Genomic DNA, 20,834 nt, shown 5'->3' on the forward strand with positions numbered 1-20,834 from the left:
CCGTCACGCCCTCGGATGGGCATTCCTGTAAACGTCCAGCAGCGTTGCTGCATCGACGCGGGTGTAGATCTGCGTTGACGACAGGCTCGCGTGGCCGAGCAGTTCCTGCAATGAGCGCAAGTCTGCCCCGGCGCTCAGCAGGTGCGTGGCGAAGGAGTGGCGCAGGGCATGCGGTGTCGCCGTGGCGGGCAAGCCGAGCGCGGTGCGCGCCCTCGCTACCGCACGTTGCACCATGCCTTGCGCCAGCGGTCCGCCCTTGGCGCCGCGAAACAGCGGTTCATCCTTGGAAAGCGGCCAAGGGCATTGCGCCACGTAGTCGGCAACACCCTCGCGCACGATCGGGAGCAGCGGTACGACCCGCTGGCGGCCACCCTTGCCGGTGATCACGACAGTCTCGCCCAGCGGCAAGGCCGACGCGGGCAGCGCCAGCGCTTCGGCTATGCGCATTCCCGCACCATAGAGCAGGAGCAGGACGGCGCGGTCGCGCGCGGCGATCCACGGTACGCTGGCGTCGTCGGCAACCATTTCGGCAAGATTGACGGCTTCATCCGGCGTTACTGGGCGCGGCAAGCCCTTCTTGACGCGCGGACCGCGCAATCGCGGGCGGCTGGTGTCAGCTTCGCCAGCCTGCTCGCGGGCAAAGGCGATGAAGGACTTGAGCGCCGAGAGCTCGCGCGCCGCCGAGACATTGCCGAGGCCATCGGCACGGCGCTCCGCCAGATGGTTGCGCAAGGTCGTGGCGTCGATGCGGGCGAGCGTGGTCCAGCTTTGGCCTTCCGGCAGGGCATGGAGCAGGCGCGCGACGGTTGCGCCATAGGCGCGCACGGTATGGGGTGAACGCCGCCGGCCCAAGGCCAGGTGGTTGTGCCACGCCTCCAAGAACTCGGCCGTGATCATGCGCTTAGCAGCGTGGCGGGCACCAGCTCTGCCAGCAGCGCTTCGAGCAGTGGCGCCCCCTGTTCGGTCACGCGCAGACGGTCGCCATCCTGCGCGAGATGGCCGATCCGCAGGTAGAAGTCGCGCTTGGCAGGGTCGATCAGGTCGGTTGCAGCCAAGCCGAACCGACCAGCGAGGGCGGCCGGGGCAATGCCCTCTGTCAGGCGCAGGCCCATAAGCACCGCTTCCATCGCCTGATCAGAGGGGATCAACTGGCGTTCCTCGGCAATGCCATGGCCATGCCCGCTTACCGCGCGGAGGAAGTTCTCGGGCTTCTTGTGCCGCACCGTCGCAGCGCCGAGCCTGCGGCCATGCGCGCCGGGGCCGATGCCGACATAGTCCTGATAGCGCCAGTAAGTGAGGTTGTGGCGGCTTTCCTCGCCCGGGCGAGCGTGGTTGCTGGTCTCGTAGGCTGGAAGACCGGCGGCTGCCGTGATGTCACGGGTGAGGATGAACAGGTCTGCGGCCTGATCGTCGTCGAGCGGAGTCAATTTCCCTTCGCGCACCAGCGTGGCGAAGCGGGTGCCGGGCTCGATGGTCAACTGGTAGAGGCTGAGGTGTCCGGTGCCGAAGCCCAGCGCGCGTCGAAGTTCAGCCTCCCATTGCTCTGGCGTCTGTTCCGGCCGCGCATAGATCAGGTCGAAACTGACGCGGCTGAAATGCGACTGCGCAAGGTCCAGTGCAGCCAGACTTTCGGTGACGCCATGCAGGCGGCCAAGAAACTTCAGTGCCTTGTCGTCGAGCGCCTGCAGGCCGAGCGAAACACGGTTGATCCCGGCGCTTGCGAGCGCAGCAAAATTTGCCGCCTCGACCGAACTCGGGTTGGCCTCCAGCGTGATCTCGATACCGGGCGCAAAGCCCCACAGTGCTTCGGCCTCGCGCAGCAATCGTTCGACCAGCGACGGCGGCATCAACGAGGGTGTGCCCCCGCCGAAGAAGATCGAGGTCAGCTTCCGGCCCGGCGTCAACTGCGCTTCATGGCGCATGTCGGCCAGCAGCGCGGCTTCCCATGCGGACATGTCCGTGCGTTCGCGCACGTGGCTGTTGAAGTCGCAGTAGGGGCACTTTGCGAGGCAGAAAGGCCAGTGGATGTAGAGGGCTAGCGCCATGCGCCTGCCTTAGGCGGAAAACTGATCCGCCACCAGCTTGGCAAATGCATCGGCGCGGTGGCTGATCGCGTGCTTTTCGGCAGGATCGAATTCGGCAAAGGTGCGGGTATCGCCAACCGGCACGAACACCGGGTCATAGCCAAAGCCCAGCGTGCCGCGCGGAGGCCACGTCAAAGCGCCGTGTGCGCGGCCTTCGTAGACGGCGTGGGAGCCATCGGGCCAGGCGATGGCGAGCACGCAGGCGAAGTGGCAACTCCGATCCAACTCTCGCGGACTCTCCCCGGACTCTACCGCAACTCTCGCGAACTCGGCCTCGACTCCGGCAAGCTTTCCCTCAACCTTGCCCATCGCCATGTACCAGTCGCGACCGGGTCCGCCCTCGAACCTGTCCGCCTCGGCCCAGTCCGCCGTATAGACCCCCGGCGCACCGCCAAGAGCATCGACGCACAAGCCGGAGTCGTCCGCAAGGGCGGGGATCTGCGAAGCCTCCGCCGCCGCCCGCGCCTTGATCAGCGCGTTCTCGATGAAGGTCGTCCCCGTCTCGGCAGGCTCCGGCAGGCCGAGCGCGCCGGCGGACAGGCACTCGATCCCGTAAGGAGCGAGAAGGGCCTGAATTTCCTTGAGCTTTCCGGCGTTGTGCGTGGCGATGACTAGTTTGCCGGTGCCGAGACGGGGCGAAGTCATCAGCCGCGAACCGCCTTTTCCTGCGCCGCAAAGATTTCGTTGCAGCCGATGCGGGCGAGGCGGAGGAGGCGCAGGAGACCTTCCTCGTCGTAGGTCGCGCCTTCGGCGGTGGCCTGTGCCTCGGCGATCTTGCCGCCTTCGATCAGGACGAAGTTGGCGTCGGCATCGGCGGAGGAATCCTCGATGTAGTCAAGGTCGAGCACTGGCTGGCCATTGACGATGCCGCAGGAGATTGCGGCGACCTTTTCGGTCAGCGGGTCTTCCTTGATCGCGCCGCTGTCCATCAGCTTCTGCACGGCGAGGCGCAGGGCGACCCATGCCCCCGAGATCGAGGCGGTGCGGGTGCCGCCATCCGCCTGGATCACGTCGCAGTCCAGGGTGATCTGGCGCTCGCCCAGCTTCTTGAGATCGGTGACGGCACGCAGGGAGCGGCCGATCAGGCGCTGGATTTCCTGGGTGCGGCCCGACTGCTTGCCCTTGGCGGCTTCGCGGCTGCCGCGGGTGTGGGTGGCGCGGGGGAGCATCGAGTATTCCGCCGTGACCCAGCCTTCGCCCTTGCCGCGCAGGAACGGCGGAACGCGCTCTTCCACTGAGGCGGTGACGAGCACCTTGGTATCGCCGAAACAGATCAGCACCGAACCTTCGGCATGCTTGGTGAAGGCGGTTTCAATGACGATGGGGCGCATTTCATCGGGCGCACGGCCGGAAGGTCGCATGGATTTTCCCTCAAAAGTTTGGTCAGCCTCTGGCGCATCGGGCTTGCGCCCGCAAGGGGCGGGATTAGATTGGCGGCATGAAAGGCAGATACATCGCCGCTTTGTGCTCGTTGCTCTTCGTTGGAATTGCCGTTCTTGCTTATCATCCCGTCGCGGCACGAGCGTGCATCGTCGATCCGGCGGGCACCGTTCACTGGTCTGCAATTCGATTTACAGCCTTATCCAGATCGGACTGTGATCCTTGGCGCCTTGTGGAGGTTGAGAGGCAAATACAGTCGTTGAATGTTGTCTATACCAACGCAGGCTGGGGTTCGCGTTCCCGGCAATTGCTGGTGGAGCGCAACGGTCACGTTGCTCTGATGCGGGAAGAACGACCCATGTTGGGAGAATGGCGAGTTGATCGTGAAATCCAAGATCCGGCTCTAAGTCGACAATTCCTCGATCAGCTTGGCCCTCTCACCAGCTTTAACCGTTACGATCTTCAGAGCTTCGAGGCTAACCCTGATGCGCCTTATATGCCAGGTTCTCCTCGTATTCACTGCGACGGGAAGGCGTCAGACGGAGGCGGGTTTGACTTCGAAGTTGTGGCTGTCGGAGGTGGGAACTGGTGGAGTTCAATCAGCGGCGGCTGCGTATCAAGGTCAGTTGACGTTGCTAAAGAAAGACTGGCTGATGCATTTGCTTTGGCAGCAAAGCGCACCGGTGCCGGTCCTGCCAAGGGTGAAACCTTCTACATGCCATTGCCATGACAGGGCCCAACCTTTCCGATCTGACCGACCGCGCGCGCGAGATTTTTCGTCTCGTGGTGGAGGGGTATATCGCCAGCGGGCAGCCGATGGGGTCGAAATCGCTGGCGGGGCCGGGGGGCGTGAATCTTTCGCCCGCTTCGATCCGCTCAGTGCTGCAGGAGCTTCAGGACGCGGGGCTTCTCGCCGCGCCGCATACCAGCGCGGGGCGGATGCCCACCGAGGTGGGCTTGCGGCTCTTCGTCGACGGGATCATGCAGGTAGCAGAGCCGACCGTGGCGGAGCGCGCACAGATCGAGCGGGGGCTGGCGCATGGGGGAACCATCGAGAATGCGCTGGCGGCGGCGAGTTCGGCGTTGTCGGAGCTGTCGGCGGGGGCGGCGGTGGTGATGGTGCCCAAGCGCGAGCCTCGACTGGTGCAGATTTCGTTCGTTCCCTTGTCTCCGGTGCGGGCGCTGGCGGTGCTGGTCAGCGAGGATGGCGGGATCGAGAACCGGGTGATCGATCTGCCCGAGCCGGTCGGAGCTTCGGTGCTGGAGCAGGCTGGCAATTATCTGACGAGCCGCCTGCAGGGGCGCACTTTGGGCGAGGCGTCCGGCGTGGTGCGCGCCGAGATCGCGGGTGGGCGATCGGCGCTCGATGCGGCGAGTGCAGATCTGGTGCAGCGCGGGCTGGTGGTTTGGACGCAAGATGCGGCGGCACGGCCAGTGATGGTCGTGCGGGGGCAGGCCAACCTGCTCGACGAGGCCGCGCTAAGCGATATCGAGAGGGTCAGGCAGCTTCTGGAGGAGCTGGAAAGTGCCGAAGCGATCGCGCGGGTGCTGGATGCAGCGCGGGAGGCACAGGCTACGCGCATCTTCATCGGTAGCGAGAACCGTCTGTTCTCGCTTTCGGGCTCTTCGGTGATAGCCTCGCCATGGCGTGACAGCGAGGGGCGGGTGGTCGGCGTGGTCGGTGTGATCGGTCCAACGCGGTTGAATTATGCGCGCGTCGTCCCCATGGTTGATTTCACCGCCCAGACGCTGGGCAGATTCATCGGACAAGACGGATTTTCGAGAAAATGAGCGATAACGAGACGCGCCCCACTGACGCTGAAGTCGAGGCGGAACTGAAGGGTGTGCCCGAGGACATGATCGACCAGACTTCCGCCAGCGATGAAGCAGCCAAGCTGCGCGAAGAGCTTGAGGCGGCCAAGCAGGACGTACTTTATGCCAAGGCCGAGACGCAGAACGTCCGCCGCCGCATGGAGAAGGACGTGGCCGATGCCCGCGCCTATGCCGCGACCGGCTTTGCCCGCGATATCCTCTCGGTGGCCGACAATCTTGCGCGCGCTCTGGAATCGATCCCGGCGGACCTGCGCGAGGACGACAAGTTCAAGAACCTCGTCGCCGGCCTCGAAGCCACGGGGCGCGAGATCGAGAAGGTCTTCGGCAGCCACGGCATCACCCGCATCGCGGCGATGGGCCTGCCGCTCGACCCGCATCAGCACCAGGCGATGATCGAGATGCCCTCGGCCGACGCCGAGCCGGGCACAGTGATTTCGGAGCTGCAGGCCGGCTACATGATCAAGGACCGGCTGCTGCGTCCGGCGATGGTGGCGGTGGCGAAGAAGCCGGACTGATTTTGACGGTTCGGCGCTTTCGCGGGTAACGATGCGACGGCGATAGTTCATGGGCCCCGGCCTTCGCCGGGGCGACGAAGACCTATCGGGCAAATGATTGTCACCCCGGCGAAGGCCGGGGGACATTCGCGTGTGGACTGGTGCTACGCCTCCAGCAAATCGACGACCTCATCAGTCGAGTAAAGATCGGCAAACACGAACGCCATGTTGTGCAGGGTGGCGGCGTGTTCCTCGTCTGACAGGGCGGCGTTGGCATCTGCGATCATGATCACGCGGTAGTTGTGCTGCATCGCGTCGCGGGCGGTGCTTTCGCAGCAGCAGTTGGTGAGCGTGCCGGTGATCAGCACGATGTCGATGCCCTTTGCCTTCAGGGCTTCATTGAGCGTGCAGGTGCCGGGGGTGAAGCCGCTGAAGCGGTGCTTGTCGATTACGGTGTCTGCCTCGCTCACGTCGAGTGTCGGCCAGAGCTGCCAGCCGTGGTTGCGGCGTGAACGCCTCTTGGTGGCCTTGCGCACTGGCGCCCATGCGAACCATGAAGTTTGACCAGCTTGGGCCGCCATCGGGCGGGGTGGTGTAGCGCAGGAACACGTTGTGGCCGCCGCTGGTACGAACTGCGGTGCTGATGCGGTTGATGTTGTCGACGATGGTACGGGCCATCGGCACTTCCACCGGCGCGCCTTTCTCCATGAAACCGTTCTGCATGTCGACCACGATATGGGCGAGCCGGGTGGGATCGATATCGTGGAAGATATTGCCATCACCGCCGCGCGTGGCGGCGAAGCGGGCGAGGATGTCGCGATGATCTACGGCATGGGGCATGGCGGTCAGGTCTCCTGCTGCAGGCCATTCTGCCTGCTGTCCTCTTGACTGTCCTCAACAGGCTTTGAAGATTTCGGCAGGAGAAACGCTGGATCCAACGCTTCATCGCAAGGCGTGGAACGCGAAGATAACCGGCGCGTCGTCTCCGGGAAACGGAGATAGATTATGCGCAAGATCATCATTGCATCGCTTATCATGGGTTCGGCCGTCACGCTGGGCGGCTGCGCACGCAACTATGCGGGCGAGGGCGCTGCCGTTGGTGCCGCAGTTGGTGCGGGCATTGGCGCGGCGACCGGCGGCGACGTCGTGCAGGGTGCTGCCATCGGCGGTGCAGTTGGCGCGGTGGGCGGTTCGCAGATCAGGAAGCGTGACAACCGCTGCTATCAGGTCGACCGCTACGGTCGCGAATACGAAGTCCGCTGCTGATCAAGCGGGGCTGAACGGCACCAGCGCTTCGAGCGCTGGCAATGGCGGGGCGACCGGTGACGGTGCGCCCCGTTTTGCCATGAACCAGTGGCGGACAAGCTCGGCCTGCTGTTCGATACCGTAGCGCTCAAACGGGCGGCCGGGATCGTAGGTGTAGCTGTAGCGACAGAACGGGTGACGCATCAGCGGCAGCCACCAGCGGCCACGTTTCTGCGCTTGCCAGACATGAACCATCTCATGAATGAACAGGCTTTGCGCAGGCAGTGAAGCTTTAGCGAAATCGTGTTCGTAAAGCGGGCTGGTGGCAGCGAAGTGGAGGTGGCCCATCGGCGCCATGACCGTGCCTGTCGGCTGGAATGGAAACCAGCGGCGGCGGCGGATGCGTACCGGTGATGTGTCTATGGCCGCACCGAAAACTTCGGCGACGAGAGCGCATTCGTCCGCCGTCAGCGCGCGCTCCCCACCGGGCGGGCAGGGAGCGCTTTCACTTCTCACATCTTGCTCATGTCATGACCGCTCATGTCATGGCCGGAATGATCCATGCCTTCCATCGCGTCATCGTCGTTCGCTCCGCCAAGCGCTTCGACCTTGGCGGGCACGCTCACCTTGTCGCCATTGTCGAGCGTGATGGTGAGTTCCGTGGTGGTGCCAACCTTGAGCGTGTCTGACACGTCGAACAGCATCACGTGCAGGCCGCCCGGTTTGAATGCGGCGCTCTTGCCCGCTTGGAGTGCCACGTCCTTGACCTGCTGCATCGAGGAAATGTCATTTTTCGTAACGGTTTCGTGCATTTCGGCGCGCTGGGCGCCTTCGACATAGACCGAGACGATCTTGCGCGGGGCGCCGCTGCCCTGCGAAACGGTGAAGTAGGCCGCGCCCGGTGTACCCGGCACTGCGGGCAGGCGGACCATCGCGTCGGTCACGGTGACGCCGGGGGCGTTTTCCGGCCCGGCTGCGGCGCTGCTGCTGGCCTGAGCCGCCGGATCTTCCGCCTTCTGGCCGCAGGCGCCAAGCGACAGGGCGAGGGCGGAAAGTCCAATGATTGCAAGCTTGCGCATGAAGGGCGACTCCTGTTGCCAATATGTGTCCCGAGGTAAGCGCGCGGGGGCCTTGTGCCAAGAAGAAGCGCACCTATATCGCGGACAATCGAGCCGCACATGGCGGTCTGCCCGGCAGGGGGATCGCTTTCCCACGCGGTGTCTTGAATGGAAGGAACTGGGGAACTCATGGCTAAAGTTATCGGCATCGACCTTGGCACGACCAACAGCTGCGTTGCTGTAATGGACGGGGGCACGCCCAAGGTCATTGAAAACTCGGAAGGTGCGCGCACCACGCCGTCGATCGTCGCTTTCACCAAGGATGGTGAGCGCCTGATCGGCCAGCCGGCCAAGCGCCAGGCTGTCACCAACCCGGACAACACGATTTTCGCGGTCAAGCGCCTGATCGGCCGCCGCTTTGACGATCCGCTGACCCAGAAGGACACGGAACTCGTCCCCTACACGATCACCAAGGGCAAGAACGGCGATGCCTGGGTCAAGGCCGGTGGCCAGGACTACAGCCCGTCGCAGATCTCGGCCTTCACCCTGCAGAAGATGAAGGAAACCGCCGAGGCCTATCTTGGCGAGACCGTGACGCAGGCAGTGATCACCGTCCCCGCTTACTTCAACGACGCGCAGCGCCAGGCGACCAAGGATGCCGGGCAGATCGCGGGCCTTGAAGTGCTGCGCATTATTAACGAGCCGACTGCGGCGGCGCTGGCCTATGGGCTCGACAAGCAGGACGGCAAGACGATCGCGGTCTATGACCTTGGCGGCGGCACCTTCGACATCTCGATCCTTGAGATCGGTGATGGCGTATTCGAAGTGAAGTCGACCAACGGCGATACGTTCCTGGGCGGCGAGGACTTTGATACGGCGCTGGTGGAATTCCTGGCCGACAAGTTCAAGTCGAAGGAGAACATGGACCTGCGCGGCGACAAGCTCGCCCTGCAGCGCCTCAAGGAAGCCGCGGAAAAGGCCAAGATCGAGCTGTCGTCTGCCCAGACGACCGAGATCAACCTGCCGTTCATCACCGCCCGCATGGAAGGTGGCAGCACCACCCCGCTCCATCTGGTGGAGACGATCACCCGCGCCGATCTGGAAAAGCTGGTTGCCGGCCTGATCCAGCGCACGCTCGACCCTTGCAAGAAGGCTCTGGCTGATGCCGGTCTTTCGGCCAAGGACATCGATGACGTGGTGCTCGTCGGCGGCATGACCCGCATGCCCAAGGTCCGCGAAGTGGTGAAGGACTTCTTCGGCAAGGACCCGCACACCGGCGTGAATCCGGACGAAGTTGTCGCCATGGGCGCGGCAATCCAGGCCGGCGTGCTGCAGGGCGACGTCAAGGACGTGCTGTTGCTCGACGTCACCCCGCTTTCGCTGGGCATCGAGACGCTGGGCGGCATCATGACCAAGATGATCGACCGCAACACCACGATCCCGACCAAGAAGAGCCAGGTCTATTCGACTGCCGAGGACAACCAGCAGGCGGTGACGATCCGGGTCTTCCAGGGCGAGCGCGAGATGGCGCAGGACAACAAGCTCCTCGGCCAGTTCGACCTCGTCGGCATTCCGCCCGCACGGCGCGGCGTGCCGCAGATCGAGGTGACGTTCGACATCGACGCCAACGGTATCGTGAACGTGAGCGCTAAGGACAAGGGCACCGGCAAGGAGCAGCAGATCCGCATTCAGGCGTCTGGTGGTCTGTCGGACGCCGACATCGACCAGATGGTCCGCGATGCCGAGAAGTTCGCAGAAGAGGACAAGAAGCGTCGTGCCGAGGCGGAAGCCAAGAACAACGCCGAAAGCCTCATCCACGCGACCGAGCGCCAGCTTGAAGAGAACGGCGACAAGATCGACGCCTCGCTCAAGTCGGAGATCGAAGCTGCCATCGCCGAGGCCAAGACGGCTGTCGAAAGCGGCAACGCGGACGAGATGACCGCGAAGACGCAGGCGCTGACCGACAAGGCCATGAAGATGGGCCAGGCGATCTACGAGAAGGAGCAGGCTGCTGCTTCATCGCCGGGTGCGGACGCGCCGAAGGCCGATGACGATGTGGTCGACGCCGAATTCTCGGAAGTCGACGACAACAAGTGATGTTGCGATGAAACCGGCCCGCCGCTTGCGTTCATGCGCTGGCGGCGGGTCTTCGCGTTAGGGAAGCGCAATGTCGGCGGAAATCGATTTCTACGAACTGCTCGAGGTTGAGCGGACTGCGGACGAGAAGGTCCTCAAGTCTGCATACCGCAAACTCGCCATGAAGTTCCATCCGGACAAGAATCCGGGCTGTGCCGAAAGCGAGGCCAAGTTCAAGCAGATCAACGAGGCTTATGCCTGCCTGTCCGACCCGCAGAAGCGGGCGGCCTATGACCGCTATGGCCATGCCGCGTTCCAGCAGGGCGGCGGCGGTGGCCAAGGTGGTTTCGGTGGCGGAGACTTCGGCGATATCGGCGATATCTTCGAGACGATCTTCGGCGGCGCGTTCGGTGGCGGTGGCCGTCAGCAGGCGCGGCGTGGCGCGGACTTGCGCTACGACATGGAAATCAGCCTCGAGGATGCATTCCACGGCAAGGAGACCGAGATCGCGGTCGAGGTTTCGCAGAAGTGCGAGCCTTGCAGCGGATCGGGCGCCACGCCGGGCACTTCGGCGCGACGCTGCAACCTTTGCGGCGGGCACGGCAAGGTGCGGGCGCAGCAGGGCTTCTTCATGGTCGAGCGGGCCTGCCCGAACTGCCATGGCCGCGGCGAAGTGATCGAAAGCCCGTGCAAGAATTGCCGCGGTGAAGGCCGCGTCGACGCCGAGCAGCGGCTTCAGGTCAACATTCCCGCAGGCGTCGACAACGGCACGCGCATCCGCCTTGCCGGCAAGGGCGAGGCAGGTCCCTTCGGAGCGCCTCCGGGCGACCTTTACCTGTTCCTCCACATCCAGCGCCACAAGGTGTTCGAGCGCGAGGGCACGACGCTGCTGACGCGCTGCCCGATCAGCTTCACGACTGCCGCGCTTGGTGGCGAGATCGAGATTCCGGGGCTGGACGGAAAAGTCCACGCCATCGAGATTCCGGCCGGCATCCAGTCGGGCAAGCAGTTGCGCAAGCGCGGCGGCGGCATGCCCGTGCTGCAGGGGCGCGGGATTGGCGATCTGGTGGTGGAAATCCACGTGGAGACGCCGACGAAGCTTTCTTCGCGCCAGAAGGAACTCCTGCGGGAGTTTCAGTCTACCGAGACCGGCGAGGAGTGCCCGCAGTCGAAGGGCTTTTTCGAGCGCATCAAGGATGCTTGGACGGATCTGACGGAGTAAACTTGCTGTACCCCCGCGCAGGCGGGGGTGCAGTTGGTTTATATCGCGGCGCTATTCGAAGGCTGCGACGACTTCGGCGCGCACCCGCTCGACCAGTCCCGGTTCGGCGACCAGTCGGCCCTGTTCCTCTTCCAGTATCGCCAGGAAGGCGTCGCGCTTGAAGGCGGCGATCACTTCGGCGGGGAGCGTTTCCTCTACCGTCGAGCAGATCAGGTCGATCATGCGTTCGGCGCCGTGGAGGCGGCCCCACAGATAGTCGTTCTCGCGATAGGCGCGGCTGAAGAACGCGCCGAAGTTGAAGAATTCGACCCCGCGCAGGCAGGCGAACGTGCCGCCCTTGCGGATGGACGTGGCATCATCGGGTGAAATGCGATCGACCTTGACGGGGTCGAACTCGCCCATTCCTTCGCCCTGCAGCAGGGGGAGGGTGGCGGTATCGTAGAACGGGAAGCCGAGATAGGCGTGGAGGAACCGGCGGCGCAGCGGCTTGCCCATCCTCTCAAGCGCCGTCACGAGCATCGAATCGACCTGCAGGTCCAGCCCGACGAGATCGCGACGCGTGGCGATGGCGTTGAGCACCGCACCGGGATCGACCGTGGCAAGGGCTGCGGTTTCGGCAAAGCCGGGGCCGAGGCCCTCGAACGTCTCTCTACCCTGATAGAGCGCTTGGGCGCGGTAGACAGCATCACGTGCAGCTTCGCGGTCGGCAATGCTGACGCTTTCACCTTCCTCCCAATCGTGCGTCAGCCGGCGGGCCAGCAGCTTGAGGCGGCGGATGCGAAAAGACAGATCGTGGGTGCGGAAGAAGACGATGGCCTTGTCGGTTGCTCCGCCGCGCAGGGCCGAAAGCCGATCAAGCCCGGTGCTGGCGAGATGGTCCCACAGCGCAGCCTCGACCTTATCCAGCGAGGCGGCGGCAGGCGCCGCTTCGTGGATCAGCGCCGCAAGATCGGTGACGATCCCAGCCAGCTTGGTCTGGGCATAGCCGTGGAAAGCGTAGCCAGCGCGTTCAGCGGCGGCTTGCTGTGCCTTGTTGCGCCAGGCGGTGAGCCGTCGCTGGTTGGGGTGATCGAAAAACAGGGTTCGCCCGAACAGACCTTCGACGGTCTCCTCGATCTCGGGGCGCAGGGCATCGACGATGGTGCGGAGGCGATGCCGCTGCCGTGATTGCCGTTCGAGCGATTCCAGATTGTCGCGGATCGGCTGTTCGCGCGGGATCGATGAGAGCGAGCCGAATATGGCTGAAAAGAAGCCGATCGTGCGTCCCCCCTTGGGCGCAATGCGCATGTGATCGGGGCTGGGATCGACGTAGACGAAGCGGCGATCGACCTCACGCCGCGCCGGCCTGTCACGAAGGACACCGATAGCTTGGGCGAAAGGGCGATTGACGAGCACGGCGCCGTCGACGAGCGCCACGCCGTCAAGGTCTCCGCGCTTCCAGTGGCTGGGCATGATCCGCTGGAGAAACTGCGTGCGCCCCGGCCAGGCGGAGCGGCGCTCGGCAACAAGCTGATCGATCTCGTCGATGACAAGGGGCGGGAACGCGCCGGGGAAACTGGCCGTCGATCGCGCCGCAAGGACCAGTTCGGGGCAGGGTGCAAGTTCCCTGTTGCCATGCCTGCTGGTCGATCGGCGGAAGCCTATCGAAAGGCGGTGCTCGCTTTCGACGACAATTTCCGGGCTGTTGAGGCGCAGTTCTTCAAGGTGGCCGTTGAAGTCGGTCGCCGTGACCAGCAGGTCCATGGGGTGACCTTCGGGCAAAAGCGGATCGCCCATGGGGGTGGCTGCCATCGCGTCAAGCGCGTCGGCAATCATCCGCGAAAAGCCGATTCCGCTGAACGGCGGTGCGAACCAGCGCGCGCGGATCAGGCGCGAGACCTTGCGGCGCACTTCGGAGCGCGTCTCTGGCGCGACCGTACTGCTCACGACATTGCCCGGCCGCTTCAGCACGAACCAGACGAGAGGTTGCGCCCAGAACTTGGCGAAGCGGCTCCACGGCTTTGCGTCGGGATCGAGCAGCACGTCGATATCGGCGCGTTCGAGCCACATGGCCGTGAGCGGTTCAAGGCTTTGTCCGGTGGCAATGGCCTGCGCGAGGAACACGCCGTTTATTCCGCCGGCACTGGCCCCGGAGACGATATCTGGCAGAAGACGCAGCCGCAGGTCACGGGTAAGCGCAATCTCTTCGAACAATCTCAGGTAAACCGCCTCGACACCGCCGGGGCTCGGTTCGTCCGGGCAGTGAAAGGCCCGGCTGGCGCGGGTGGCGTGCCAGAGTTCTTTGGTTACTCCATGCATGTACACGGCAAGGCTGATGCCGCCGTAGCAGATGAGGGCGAGACGCAGTTCCTTCTGCCGCATGGTGGTATTTTGGCACGGCAACGCGTTGCGAGCCAGAGGCTTTGGCAGGAAGGTGCAGATGTGGATGAAAGGAACGTCATGTTTGCCTGCGCGTTGGACGGAAAAGTTTCATCAGAAGGGACGAAACCATGGTCGAGCAACGTACGGTCGAAGTGCGTGAACCTGACGGGTCCGCACACACGCACACGACAGTCTATGACGAACGCCCGCGCAGCGGTGGCAGTGGCTGGCTGATTGCCGTTATCCTTTTGATCGCGCTGGTCGTGGGCGGCTATTTCCTCATGCAGATGTCGGACAGCCGCGCGAGCCGCGACAACGCCATCGAGCGTGCCGCCGACAACGTGGGGAGCGCGGCCAAGGACATCGGAGACGCCGCAAAGGACGTTGCCGACGGCAAATAGATCGCTTCCGATAAGCCAAAAATGTAAACTCCGCCGACAGATTGATTTTGTGGGTGGAGTTTTTTCTATTTATATCAGATAGATGTGAACTCCGGAATATGAGCTTGCCGGTGTCAGAGTAACCGACGCTTTACTCTTTGCGGTGTAAGATTGCCCCATAGGGCCATTCCGTGCCCACGTGGGGTGACGAGTGCCGGGCATATGATCCGCCTGTTCAAGCATTACATACCGCATTCGGTTCTGCTGCTGGGCCTGCTGGACTTTGTCCTGCTTATCGGCGCCGGCGAACTGGGCTGGCAATTGCGCGCGCACCAGATCGGCATCGATCCGGGCATGGTGCCCATGCGGTTGACGCCCTTGCTGCTGTTTGCGGTGCTGGTGCAGACCGCGATGATCGCGGTCGGCGTCTACGGATCGGACGCGCTGCGTTCGATGCGTTATGCCACGGCACGGCTGATGGTGGCGGTAAGCCTCGGGATCATTGCCCTTTCTGTTGTCTACTTCATGCTGCCGGGGCGAACGCTGTGGCGGTCCAACCTGTTCTACGCGATGTTCATTGCCATGGCGTTCCTGGTGCTCATCCGGCTGCTGCTGGGTGGTCTTCTTGGGACATCCGCATTTCGGCGGCGCGTGCTGGTGCTGGGCGCTGGCGCGCGAGCTGACCGCCTGCGCAAGCTGGGCGAGCGGCCCGAGGCAGGTTTTGCCATTGTCGGATACATCGGCATGAGCAGCGCCGCGCCGGTTGTCGAAGAGGCAATCCATCGCGACGCGATCAACAACCTCACGCGCTATGTGGAAAATCTGGGTGTGAGCGAAGTGGTGCTGGCGCTGGAAGAGCGCCGCAACGCGCTGCCGCTGAAGGATCTGCTGCGGATCAAGACCACTGGCGTACACGTCAACGACTTCTCGACGTTCATGGAACGCGAAACGGGGCGTGTGGATCTCGACACGGTCAACCCGAGCTGGCTGATCTTCTCGGATGGGTTTTCATCGGGTCGTGCCCTGTCAAGCGCCGCCAAGCGCATCTTCGACATTACCGCGAGCCTGCTGTTGCTGGTACTTACCCTGCCGGTGATCGTGCTGTTCGCCCTGCTGGTAAAAATCGACAGCAAGGGGCCGGCCTTCTTCCGCCAGCGCCGCGTCGGCCTGTATGGCGAGCCGTTCGATGTGATCAAACTGCGTTCTATGCGCACCGATGCCGAGGTGAACGGGGCGCAGTTCGCGCAGGAGAACGACCCGCGCGTGACCCGGATCGGGCGCTTCATCCGCAAAGTGCGGATCGATGAGCTGCCGCAGACATGGTCGGTGCTGAAAGGCGAGATGAGCTTCGTCGGCCCCCGTCCCGAGCGCCCCGAGTTCGTCTCGGACCTCGAGGAAAAGCTGCCGTATTATGCCGAGCGCCACATGGTGAAGCCCGGCATCACGGGCTGGGCGCAGATCAATTACCCTTATGGGGCATCGATCGAGGATTCGCGGCACAAGCTCGAGTACGACCTGTACTACGCCAAGAACTACACCCCTTTCCTGGACTTGCTGATCCTGCTCCAGACCCTGCGCGTCGTGCTCTGGCACGAGGGTGCACGGTAAGGGGGCGTCGGCATGCAGACTCCCCTGTCATGGATGGGCTTCGGGCAATGGGCCTTTCTCATTGCCGCGTTCTGCTTCCTGATGCTCACGGGCTGGCGCTGGGAGCGTCGGCGTAACGCGCAGGAGGGCCCGGCCCGGGCCGAGCTTGGCGCATTCATCGTCAGTGGTGCCTGGGCGCTTGTGGTCGCCGGGACCGGATACGCGACACTGGTTGCGCAGGTGTTCGAAAGTTTCCGCACTTTCGCCTGGCTCAGCCTCGCGTTCGTGCTGTTCACCCGCGACGGGCGCCATACGAGCGTTGCACCGATCAGGCCGGTCATGGCGGCGCTGATCTTCGTCGAGACGCTGCAGTTCATCCTGCTCATGATGAACGTGCGGTATGGTGGCAACGCTGCGGCGCAGGCGATGATCTTCCAGATCTCGATGCTGTTCCGGCTGCTGGTTGCCACGGGCGCGCTGGTGCTGGTGCATAACCTCTACGCCGGGGCCATGGCGCAACAGCGCGTTGCGCTGCGCTGGACCTGCATCGCGATGGCGACAGTCTGGGGGTATGACCTCAACCTCTATACGATCGCCTATCTCGCGCGGGCCTTGCCGGTCGAACTCGAAGCCATGCGCGGCGTGGCGCAGATCGGCGTTGCCTTGCTGCTTGCCATCGGTGCGGTGCGAGGGCGGTCGGCTCTACGGTTCTCACCGTCACGCGCCGTCGCTTTCCAGTCGCTCTCACTTCTGGTGATCGGTGCCTACATGATCGTGATGGTCGGTGCGGCGCAATCGCTGGCGTGGCTTGGCGGCGATGCCGGGCAGCTAGCGCAGCTGGGCTTCGTGTTCGTGACGAGCGTGCTGGTGCTGGCCATTCTCCCGGCGGGACGCCTGCGTGGCTGGATGAAAGTCATGCTCGCAAAGCACTTCTTCCAGCATCGTTACGACTATCGCTCGGAGTGGCTGCGCTTCACCCGCACCATCGGCCGCGGCGGTACGCATGCGCCATCATTGCATGAGCGCGTGGTCCAGGCGGTCGCCGACATCACCGACAGCTCTGCCGGCCTGCTGCTGTGCCAAGGCGAGAATGGCGAGATGGTGCTATCGGCTCGCTGGCAATGGCCGACTGCCGATGTTCCAGCCGAAGCGCTGTCGATCGACCGGGTCGCCTTTTTCGAGAGGCGCGGCTTCATTGTCGATCTCGACGAACTGCGCGCCGGCGTGAACCATCAGGGCGAGGATGCTGCGGTACCGAAATGGCTGGTGGAAGAGCATTCCGCCTGGGCTCTGGTGCCTCTGCTGCACTTTGATCGCCTGGTCGGTCTGGTCGTGCTCGGGCGTCCGCAAGTGGCGCGAAAGCTCGATTGGGAGGATTTCGACCTGCTGCGCGTGGTGGGCATGCAGCTGGCAAGCTACCTTGCCGAGCATGCCGGCCAGTCGGCGCTGCTCGAAGCGAGCCGGTTCGAGGAATTCAACCGTCGCATGGCGTTTGTCATGCACGACATCAAGAACCTTGCCAGCCAGTTGAGCCTGCTTTCGCGCAATGCCGAGAAGCATGCGGAAAACCCGGCATTCCGGGCGGACATGCTGATCACGCTGCGCAATTCCGCCGACAAGCTCAACGCTTTGCTGGCGAGGCTTTCGCGTTATGGCGGCAATGCTGCAGAGCGCGTCGAGGACGTTGATGCGAGCGACGTGATCCGCGCCGTGGCCAATCGCTATAACGCTCCCGGACAGCTGCAGGTCCACGTGACGCACGATGCGCCCTGCCGCGTCTTTGCCAACCGTGAAGTGCTCGAACAGGTGGTTCTGCATCTGGTGCAGAACGCGATCGACGCCAGCGCCGAGGGCATGGCGGTGTTCCTGCAATGCAACGTGGATGGCCTCTACGGTACGATCGAAGTGATCGACACCGGTTGCGGAATGAGTGCGGAGTTTATCCGCAATCGCCTGTTCCGGCCGTTCGTATCGACCAAGCAAGGCGGTTTCGGCATCGGTGCATACGAGGCGCGCGAAATGGTGCGGGCCATGCGCGGCAAGCTTGAGGTTGAAAGCCGCGAAGGGCTGGGCAGCCGCTTTACGGTGCGCCTGCCGCTGGCAGCCGCGCAAGGATTGATCAGTTCGATTGAGGGGGAAAGCACCCCCCATGGGAAAAAGGTGGCATGATGAGTGATGCAAAGTCCGGACAGCGGCCGGTGCTGCTGATCGTCGAGGACGATCCGGGTCTGCAGGCTCAGCTCAAGTGGGCCTATGAGGATTTCGACGTCGTGATTGCGGGCGACCGGGCCACGGCGCTGACGCTGCTGCGGTCGGAAGAGCCGGCTGTGGTGACGCTCGATCTCGGCCTCCCGCCCGATCCGGATGGCACAACCGAAGGGTTCGCCGTGCTTGACGAGATCATGGCGCTGCGTCCCCAGACCAAGGTCATCGTCGCCAGCGGACACGGCGCGCGGGAATCCGCCCTGAAGGCGATCGAGAAGGGCGCCTACGATTTCTACCAGAAGCCGGTGGACATCGACGCGCTGGGCCTGATCGTGCGACGCGCGCTGCATCTTTCCCAGATCGAGGCTGAAAACCGTGTCCTGGCAACGCGGGCCTCGTCAGACAACAAGGTGCTCGGCCGCATGATCACGGCTGCGCCCGAGATGATCAAGGTCGCGCGCACGATCGAGCGCGTGGCCAACACCAATGTCTCGGTCATGCTGCTGGGTGCCAGCGGTACCGGCAAGGAGCTTCTGGCGCGCGGGCTGCACGATTGTTCAAGCCGGGCACAAGGCGCTTTCGTCGCGATCAATTGCGCGGCCATCCCCGAAAACCTGCTGGAAAGCGAATTGTTCGGGCACGAGAAGGGCGCGTTCACCGGCGCGGTCAAGACGACCGAGGGCAAGATCGAACTGGCGAGCGGTGGCACGCTGTTCCTCGACGAGGTTGGCGACATTCCGCTGCAACTGCAGGTGAAGCTGCTGCGCTTCCTGCAGGAGCGGACCATCGAGCGGATCGGCGGGCGGCGCTCGATCGAAGTCGACACGCGCATCGTCTGCGCAACGCACCAGAATCTCGAGGCCATGATTGCCGACGGTCGTTTCCGCGAGGACCTGTTCTATCGCCTTGCCGAAATCGTCGTGCGCATTCCGGGTCTGGCCGAGCGCCCGGGCGATGCGACGCTTCTCGCCAAATCGTTCCTGCTGCGCTTTGCCAAGGAGATGAATCCCTCGGTCAAGGGCTTCGCCCCCGATGCGCTTGCCGCCATCGACGGATGGAACTGGCCGGGCAACGTGCGCGAGCTTGAGAACCGGGTGAAGCGTGCGGTCATCATGGCCGACGGGAAGCTAGTCTCTGCGGCCGACCTTGATCTGCCGACGGGCGAGACGCAGGAAGCTTCGCCCCTTAACCTCAAGACCGCGCGCGAAGTGACCGATCGCAAGGTCATTCGCCATGCCCTTGCGCGAAGCGAGGGCAACATATCCAGTACCGCGCGACTGCTCGGCATAAGCAGGCCCACGCTATATGACCTGCTCAAGCAGTACGATCTCCATAACTAGGTTCACCGCAGCCGCGTTGGTCGCACTGGTCCTTGGCGGACCGGTGCGCGGCGACGTGCCAGCGGACCTCCTCGCCAAGGCGCGCGATGCCATAGCAAAGCGCGATGGCATCGCCGCCGAGGCACCGCTGCGCGCGGCGATGCGGAAGGGCGCGTCTGCGGACGACGTGAGGGCGGAACTTGGCGAAGCACTGCTCCTGCAGGGTGACCGACGCGAGGCGCGCAAGGTGCTTTATGGCGGGGACTTCCGGGCTGACAGCGCTGCGCACGGCTGGCAACTGCGCGGGCGCATCGAGCTTATGGATGGCCGGCTGGCAGCGGCTGGGCAAGCGCTGGACCAATCCTATCGCCTGTCACCGGACAACGCTTCGCTGTGGGTGGACATTGCGCGGCTGCGCTTCAGCGGCGGCGAACAGGCCCAGGCGATCGAGGCTGCAGAGCGTGCGGTAAAGCTGGCCCCGCAAGATCCGCGCGCGCTCGAATTGAGGGGGTTGCTGGTACGCGAACAGTTTGGCCTGCAAGCAGCCCTGCCTTGGTTCGAGGCCGGGCTTCGTGCTGCGCCAAACGACGTCGGGCTGCTGGGCGAGTATGCCGCGACGCTGGGCGACATGGGCCAATACCGGGCGATGCTGGTCGTCTGTCGCAAGCTGGCCAAGGTCGATCCCGGCAATGTCCGCGCGCTCTATCTTCAGGCGGTGCTGGCGGCGCGGGCGGGGCAGACCGATCTGGCCCGCAAGATCCTGCTGCAGTCCGGCACAGCCTTGCGCGATATGCCGGCAGCGATGCTGCTCAACGGCATTCTCGAATATCGCGCCGGGAACGCCAACCTTGCCGTCGGCCATTTTGACCGGCTGCTGCGCGTGCAGCCCGATAACCTGCAGGCACGCATGCTGCTGGTACGGGCTCTGGAACGCCAGGCGCTTCATCAGCAGGCGAGCGAGATTGCGGCAGCCTGGGCGAGGCAGGACTTCGCTCCGCCTTACCTTCTGGCCCTTGCCGCGAATGCCGAGGCGGGACTTGGGGACAAGCTCGCCGCCGCGACACTTCGGCAAAGATCGACCGCAGCAGGCCAACGCTCTGCGCTGGTCATTTCTGCCGACCAGCCATTGCCGGTTCTGGCGTTGGCCTATGGCGATGCGCCGAACTTCGCTGCGAACGCCGTGCCCTATATCCGCGGACTGATCGCGAGCGGTAATGCTGGTCAGGCCGTGGTAGTGGCGGACCGTCTGCGGCTTGCCAATCCGGGCGCAGCGGAAGCGTGGCTGCTGGCGGGCGACACCCGGCTCATGGCGGGGGACCGCGTCGGAGCGCTTGACCAGTATGGCCGAGCAGCGCTCATTCGCTTCAACCTGCCGACGCTGCAGAGAATAGACTACGCCTTGCGCGCACTGGGGAAGCCCGTGGAGGCAAACGGCGTTCTCGCCCGCTACCTGCGGCAGAACCCCGGCAGTCCTCAGGCATTGAAGCTGCTGTCTGCGGGACGCGCTGCATTGGGCGACAGTGTCGGACAGGCGGCGATCGAAGGCTTCCTGCAGCAGCGAGCCTTGCGCAATCCGTCATGAACTCTGTT

Annotated in this window: 18 protein-coding genes and 1 pseudogene; 11 read left to right on the forward strand and 8 right to left on the reverse strand. The window is 63.9% G+C overall.

What is annotated here, in order from left to right; translation table 11 throughout:
• Positions 1–3: 3 nt before the first annotated feature.
• From ACZ1JY_RS02585 to rph, 4 genes are read right to left on the reverse strand one after another with little or no spacing between them, the layout of a single operon-like run.
• The gene (locus tag ACZ1JY_RS02585; protein WP_465130261.1) at positions 4–897 is read right to left on the reverse strand and encodes a tyrosine recombinase XerC; all 894 of its coding nucleotides are present in this window, start codon (positions 895–897) and stop codon (positions 4–6) included.
• Positions 894–2,045 (reverse strand): radical SAM family heme chaperone HemW, encoded by a 1,152-nt coding sequence (gene hemW, locus ACZ1JY_RS02590; RefSeq protein WP_465130262.1) that lies wholly within the window; start codon positions 2,043–2,045, stop codon positions 894–896. Before hemW ends, ACZ1JY_RS02585 begins: the two co-directional genes overlap by 4 nt.
• A gap of 9 nt (positions 2,046–2,054) precedes the next feature.
• On the reverse strand, positions 2,055–2,729 hold the full coding sequence (gene rdgB / locus ACZ1JY_RS02595) for an RdgB/HAM1 family non-canonical purine NTP pyrophosphatase (protein WP_465130263.1): 675 nt from the start codon (positions 2,727–2,729) through the stop codon (positions 2,055–2,057).
• A complete protein-coding gene (gene rph / locus ACZ1JY_RS02600) occupies positions 2,729–3,445 on the reverse strand; it encodes a ribonuclease PH (RefSeq protein WP_084276843.1) in 717 nt (238 codons plus the stop codon). Before rph ends, rdgB begins: the two co-directional genes overlap by 1 nt.
• Before the next feature lie 77 nt (positions 3,446–3,522).
• Between rph and ACZ1JY_RS02605 the strand changes: the two genes are divergently transcribed.
• From ACZ1JY_RS02605 to grpE, 3 genes are read left to right on the forward strand one after another with little or no spacing between them, the layout of a single operon-like run.
• Positions 3,523–4,194, forward strand: a complete 672-nt coding sequence (locus tag ACZ1JY_RS02605; RefSeq protein ID WP_465130264.1) for a hypothetical protein — start codon at positions 3,523–3,525, stop codon at positions 4,192–4,194.
• On the forward strand, positions 4,191–5,255 hold the full coding sequence (gene hrcA, locus ACZ1JY_RS02610; protein WP_465130265.1) for a heat-inducible transcriptional repressor HrcA: 1,065 nt from the start codon (positions 4,191–4,193) through the stop codon (positions 5,253–5,255). Before ACZ1JY_RS02605 ends, hrcA begins: the two co-directional genes overlap by 4 nt.
• On the forward strand, positions 5,252–5,812 hold the full coding sequence (gene grpE, locus ACZ1JY_RS02615) for a nucleotide exchange factor GrpE (protein WP_118073946.1): 561 nt from the start codon (positions 5,252–5,254) through the stop codon (positions 5,810–5,812). The genes hrcA and grpE overlap by 4 nt, the downstream gene beginning before the upstream one ends.
• 143 nt (positions 5,813–5,955) lie before the next feature.
• Here the strand turns inward: grpE and ACZ1JY_RS02620 are convergent.
• Positions 5,956–6,631 (reverse strand): annotated as a pseudogene (locus ACZ1JY_RS02620) (cysteine hydrolase family protein).
• 165 nt (positions 6,632–6,796) lie between these two features.
• Here ACZ1JY_RS02620 and ACZ1JY_RS02625 point away from each other — a divergent pair.
• Positions 6,797–7,057 carry a YMGG-like glycine zipper-containing protein gene (locus ACZ1JY_RS02625; protein ID WP_039331092.1) on the forward strand — a complete coding sequence of 87 codons (261 nt, stop codon included), beginning with the start codon at positions 6,797–6,799 and terminating at the stop codon, positions 7,055–7,057.
• Here ACZ1JY_RS02625 and ACZ1JY_RS02630 read toward each other — a convergent pair whose 3' ends face one another.
• Both ACZ1JY_RS02630 and ACZ1JY_RS02635 read right to left on the reverse strand, forming a co-directional pair.
• Positions 7,058–7,552 carry a vgr related protein gene (locus ACZ1JY_RS02630; protein ID WP_465130266.1) on the reverse strand — a complete coding sequence of 165 codons (495 nt, stop codon included), beginning with the start codon at positions 7,550–7,552 and terminating at the stop codon, positions 7,058–7,060.
• Complete coding sequence (locus ACZ1JY_RS02635) at positions 7,549–8,115, reverse strand: copper chaperone PCu(A)C (RefSeq protein WP_465130267.1); 567 nt, start codon at positions 8,113–8,115, stop codon at positions 7,549–7,551. Before ACZ1JY_RS02635 ends, ACZ1JY_RS02630 begins: the two co-directional genes overlap by 4 nt.
• A gap of 168 nt (positions 8,116–8,283) precedes the next feature.
• On the opposite strand from ACZ1JY_RS02635, the gene dnaK reads away from it, so the two are divergent.
• On the forward strand, positions 8,284–10,191 hold the full coding sequence (gene dnaK / locus ACZ1JY_RS02640; RefSeq protein WP_465130268.1) for a molecular chaperone DnaK: 1,908 nt from the start codon (positions 8,284–8,286) through the stop codon (positions 10,189–10,191).
• Positions 10,192–10,261: 70 nt separating this feature from the next.
• A complete protein-coding gene (gene dnaJ / locus ACZ1JY_RS02645) occupies positions 10,262–11,392 on the forward strand; it encodes a molecular chaperone DnaJ (RefSeq protein WP_118073942.1) in 1,131 nt (376 codons plus the stop codon).
• Positions 11,393–11,443: 51 nt separating this feature from the next.
• Here dnaJ and ACZ1JY_RS02650 read toward each other — a convergent pair whose 3' ends face one another.
• Positions 11,444–13,753, reverse strand: coding sequence for a patatin-like protein (locus ACZ1JY_RS02650; RefSeq protein ID WP_465130269.1), 2,310 nt, complete (start codon positions 13,751–13,753; stop codon positions 11,444–11,446).
• A 128-nt stretch (positions 13,754–13,881) separates the two neighbouring features.
• Between ACZ1JY_RS02650 and ACZ1JY_RS02655 the strand changes: the two genes are divergently transcribed.
• From ACZ1JY_RS02655 to ACZ1JY_RS02675, 5 genes are all read left to right on the forward strand, one after another.
• Positions 13,882–14,154 carry a hypothetical protein gene (locus ACZ1JY_RS02655; RefSeq protein ID WP_118073941.1) on the forward strand — a complete coding sequence of 91 codons (273 nt, stop codon included), beginning with the start codon at positions 13,882–13,884 and terminating at the stop codon, positions 14,152–14,154.
• Between the two features lie 201 nt (positions 14,155–14,355).
• A complete protein-coding gene (locus ACZ1JY_RS02660; protein WP_168903297.1) occupies positions 14,356–15,741 on the forward strand; it encodes a TIGR03013 family XrtA/PEP-CTERM system glycosyltransferase in 1,386 nt (461 codons plus the stop codon).
• 12 nt (positions 15,742–15,753) lie between these two features.
• On the forward strand, positions 15,754–17,889 hold the full coding sequence (gene prsK, locus ACZ1JY_RS02665; RefSeq protein WP_465130270.1) for an XrtA/PEP-CTERM system histidine kinase PrsK: 2,136 nt from the start codon (positions 15,754–15,756) through the stop codon (positions 17,887–17,889).
• On the forward strand, positions 17,889–19,265 hold the full coding sequence (prsR, locus tag ACZ1JY_RS02670; protein WP_118074775.1) for a PEP-CTERM-box response regulator transcription factor: 1,377 nt from the start codon (positions 17,889–17,891) through the stop codon (positions 19,263–19,265). The genes prsK and prsR overlap by 1 nt, the downstream gene beginning before the upstream one ends.
• A complete protein-coding gene (locus ACZ1JY_RS02675) occupies positions 19,231–20,826 on the forward strand; it encodes a tetratricopeptide repeat protein (protein WP_465130271.1) in 1,596 nt (531 codons plus the stop codon). The genes prsR and ACZ1JY_RS02675 overlap by 35 nt, the downstream gene beginning before the upstream one ends.
• Positions 20,827–20,834 lie beyond the last annotated feature (8 nt).

The sequence above is a fragment of the Novosphingobium sp. BL-A-41-Hi4B-X5A genome (genome assembly GCF_055521705.1).

What these genes read in the sequence shown, in the direction of transcription:
- rdgB (WP_465130263.1), bottom strand. Translation starts at nt 2,729, where the DNA reads ATGACTTCGCCCCGTCTCGGCACCGGCAAACTAGTCATCGCCACGCAC.
- ACZ1JY_RS02650 (WP_465130269.1), bottom strand. Translation starts at nt 13,753, where the DNA reads ATGCGGCAGAAGGAACTGCGTCTCGCCCTCATCTGCTACGGCGGCATC.
- ACZ1JY_RS02660 (WP_168903297.1), top strand. Translation starts at nt 14,356, where the DNA reads ATGATCCGCCTGTTCAAGCATTACATACCGCATTCGGTTCTGCTGCTG.
- hemW (WP_465130262.1), bottom strand. Translation starts at nt 2,045, where the DNA reads ATGGCGCTAGCCCTCTACATCCACTGGCCTTTCTGCCTCGCAAAGTGC.
- ACZ1JY_RS02675 (WP_465130271.1), top strand. Translation starts at nt 19,231, where the DNA reads ATGACCTGCTCAAGCAGTACGATCTCCATAACTAGGTTCACCGCAGCC.
- rph (WP_084276843.1), bottom strand. Translation starts at nt 3,445, where the DNA reads ATGCGACCTTCCGGCCGTGCGCCCGATGAAATGCGCCCCATCGTCATT.
- ACZ1JY_RS02585 (WP_465130261.1), bottom strand. Translation starts at nt 897, where the DNA reads ATGATCACGGCCGAGTTCTTGGAGGCGTGGCACAACCACCTGGCCTTG.
- dnaK (WP_465130268.1), top strand. Translation starts at nt 8,284, where the DNA reads ATGGCTAAAGTTATCGGCATCGACCTTGGCACGACCAACAGCTGCGTT.
- ACZ1JY_RS02625 (WP_039331092.1), top strand. Translation starts at nt 6,797, where the DNA reads ATGCGCAAGATCATCATTGCATCGCTTATCATGGGTTCGGCCGTCACG.
- grpE (WP_118073946.1), top strand. Translation starts at nt 5,252, where the DNA reads ATGAGCGATAACGAGACGCGCCCCACTGACGCTGAAGTCGAGGCGGAA.
- ACZ1JY_RS02605 (WP_465130264.1), top strand. Translation starts at nt 3,523, where the DNA reads ATGAAAGGCAGATACATCGCCGCTTTGTGCTCGTTGCTCTTCGTTGGA.
- dnaJ (WP_118073942.1), top strand. Translation starts at nt 10,262, where the DNA reads ATGTCGGCGGAAATCGATTTCTACGAACTGCTCGAGGTTGAGCGGACT.
- hrcA (WP_465130265.1), top strand. Translation starts at nt 4,191, where the DNA reads ATGACAGGGCCCAACCTTTCCGATCTGACCGACCGCGCGCGCGAGATT.
- ACZ1JY_RS02655 (WP_118073941.1), top strand. Translation starts at nt 13,882, where the DNA reads ATGGTCGAGCAACGTACGGTCGAAGTGCGTGAACCTGACGGGTCCGCA.
- prsR (WP_118074775.1), top strand. Translation starts at nt 17,889, where the DNA reads ATGAGTGATGCAAAGTCCGGACAGCGGCCGGTGCTGCTGATCGTCGAG.
- prsK (WP_465130270.1), top strand. Translation starts at nt 15,754, where the DNA reads ATGCAGACTCCCCTGTCATGGATGGGCTTCGGGCAATGGGCCTTTCTC.
- ACZ1JY_RS02635 (WP_465130267.1), bottom strand. Translation starts at nt 8,115, where the DNA reads ATGCGCAAGCTTGCAATCATTGGACTTTCCGCCCTCGCCCTGTCGCTT.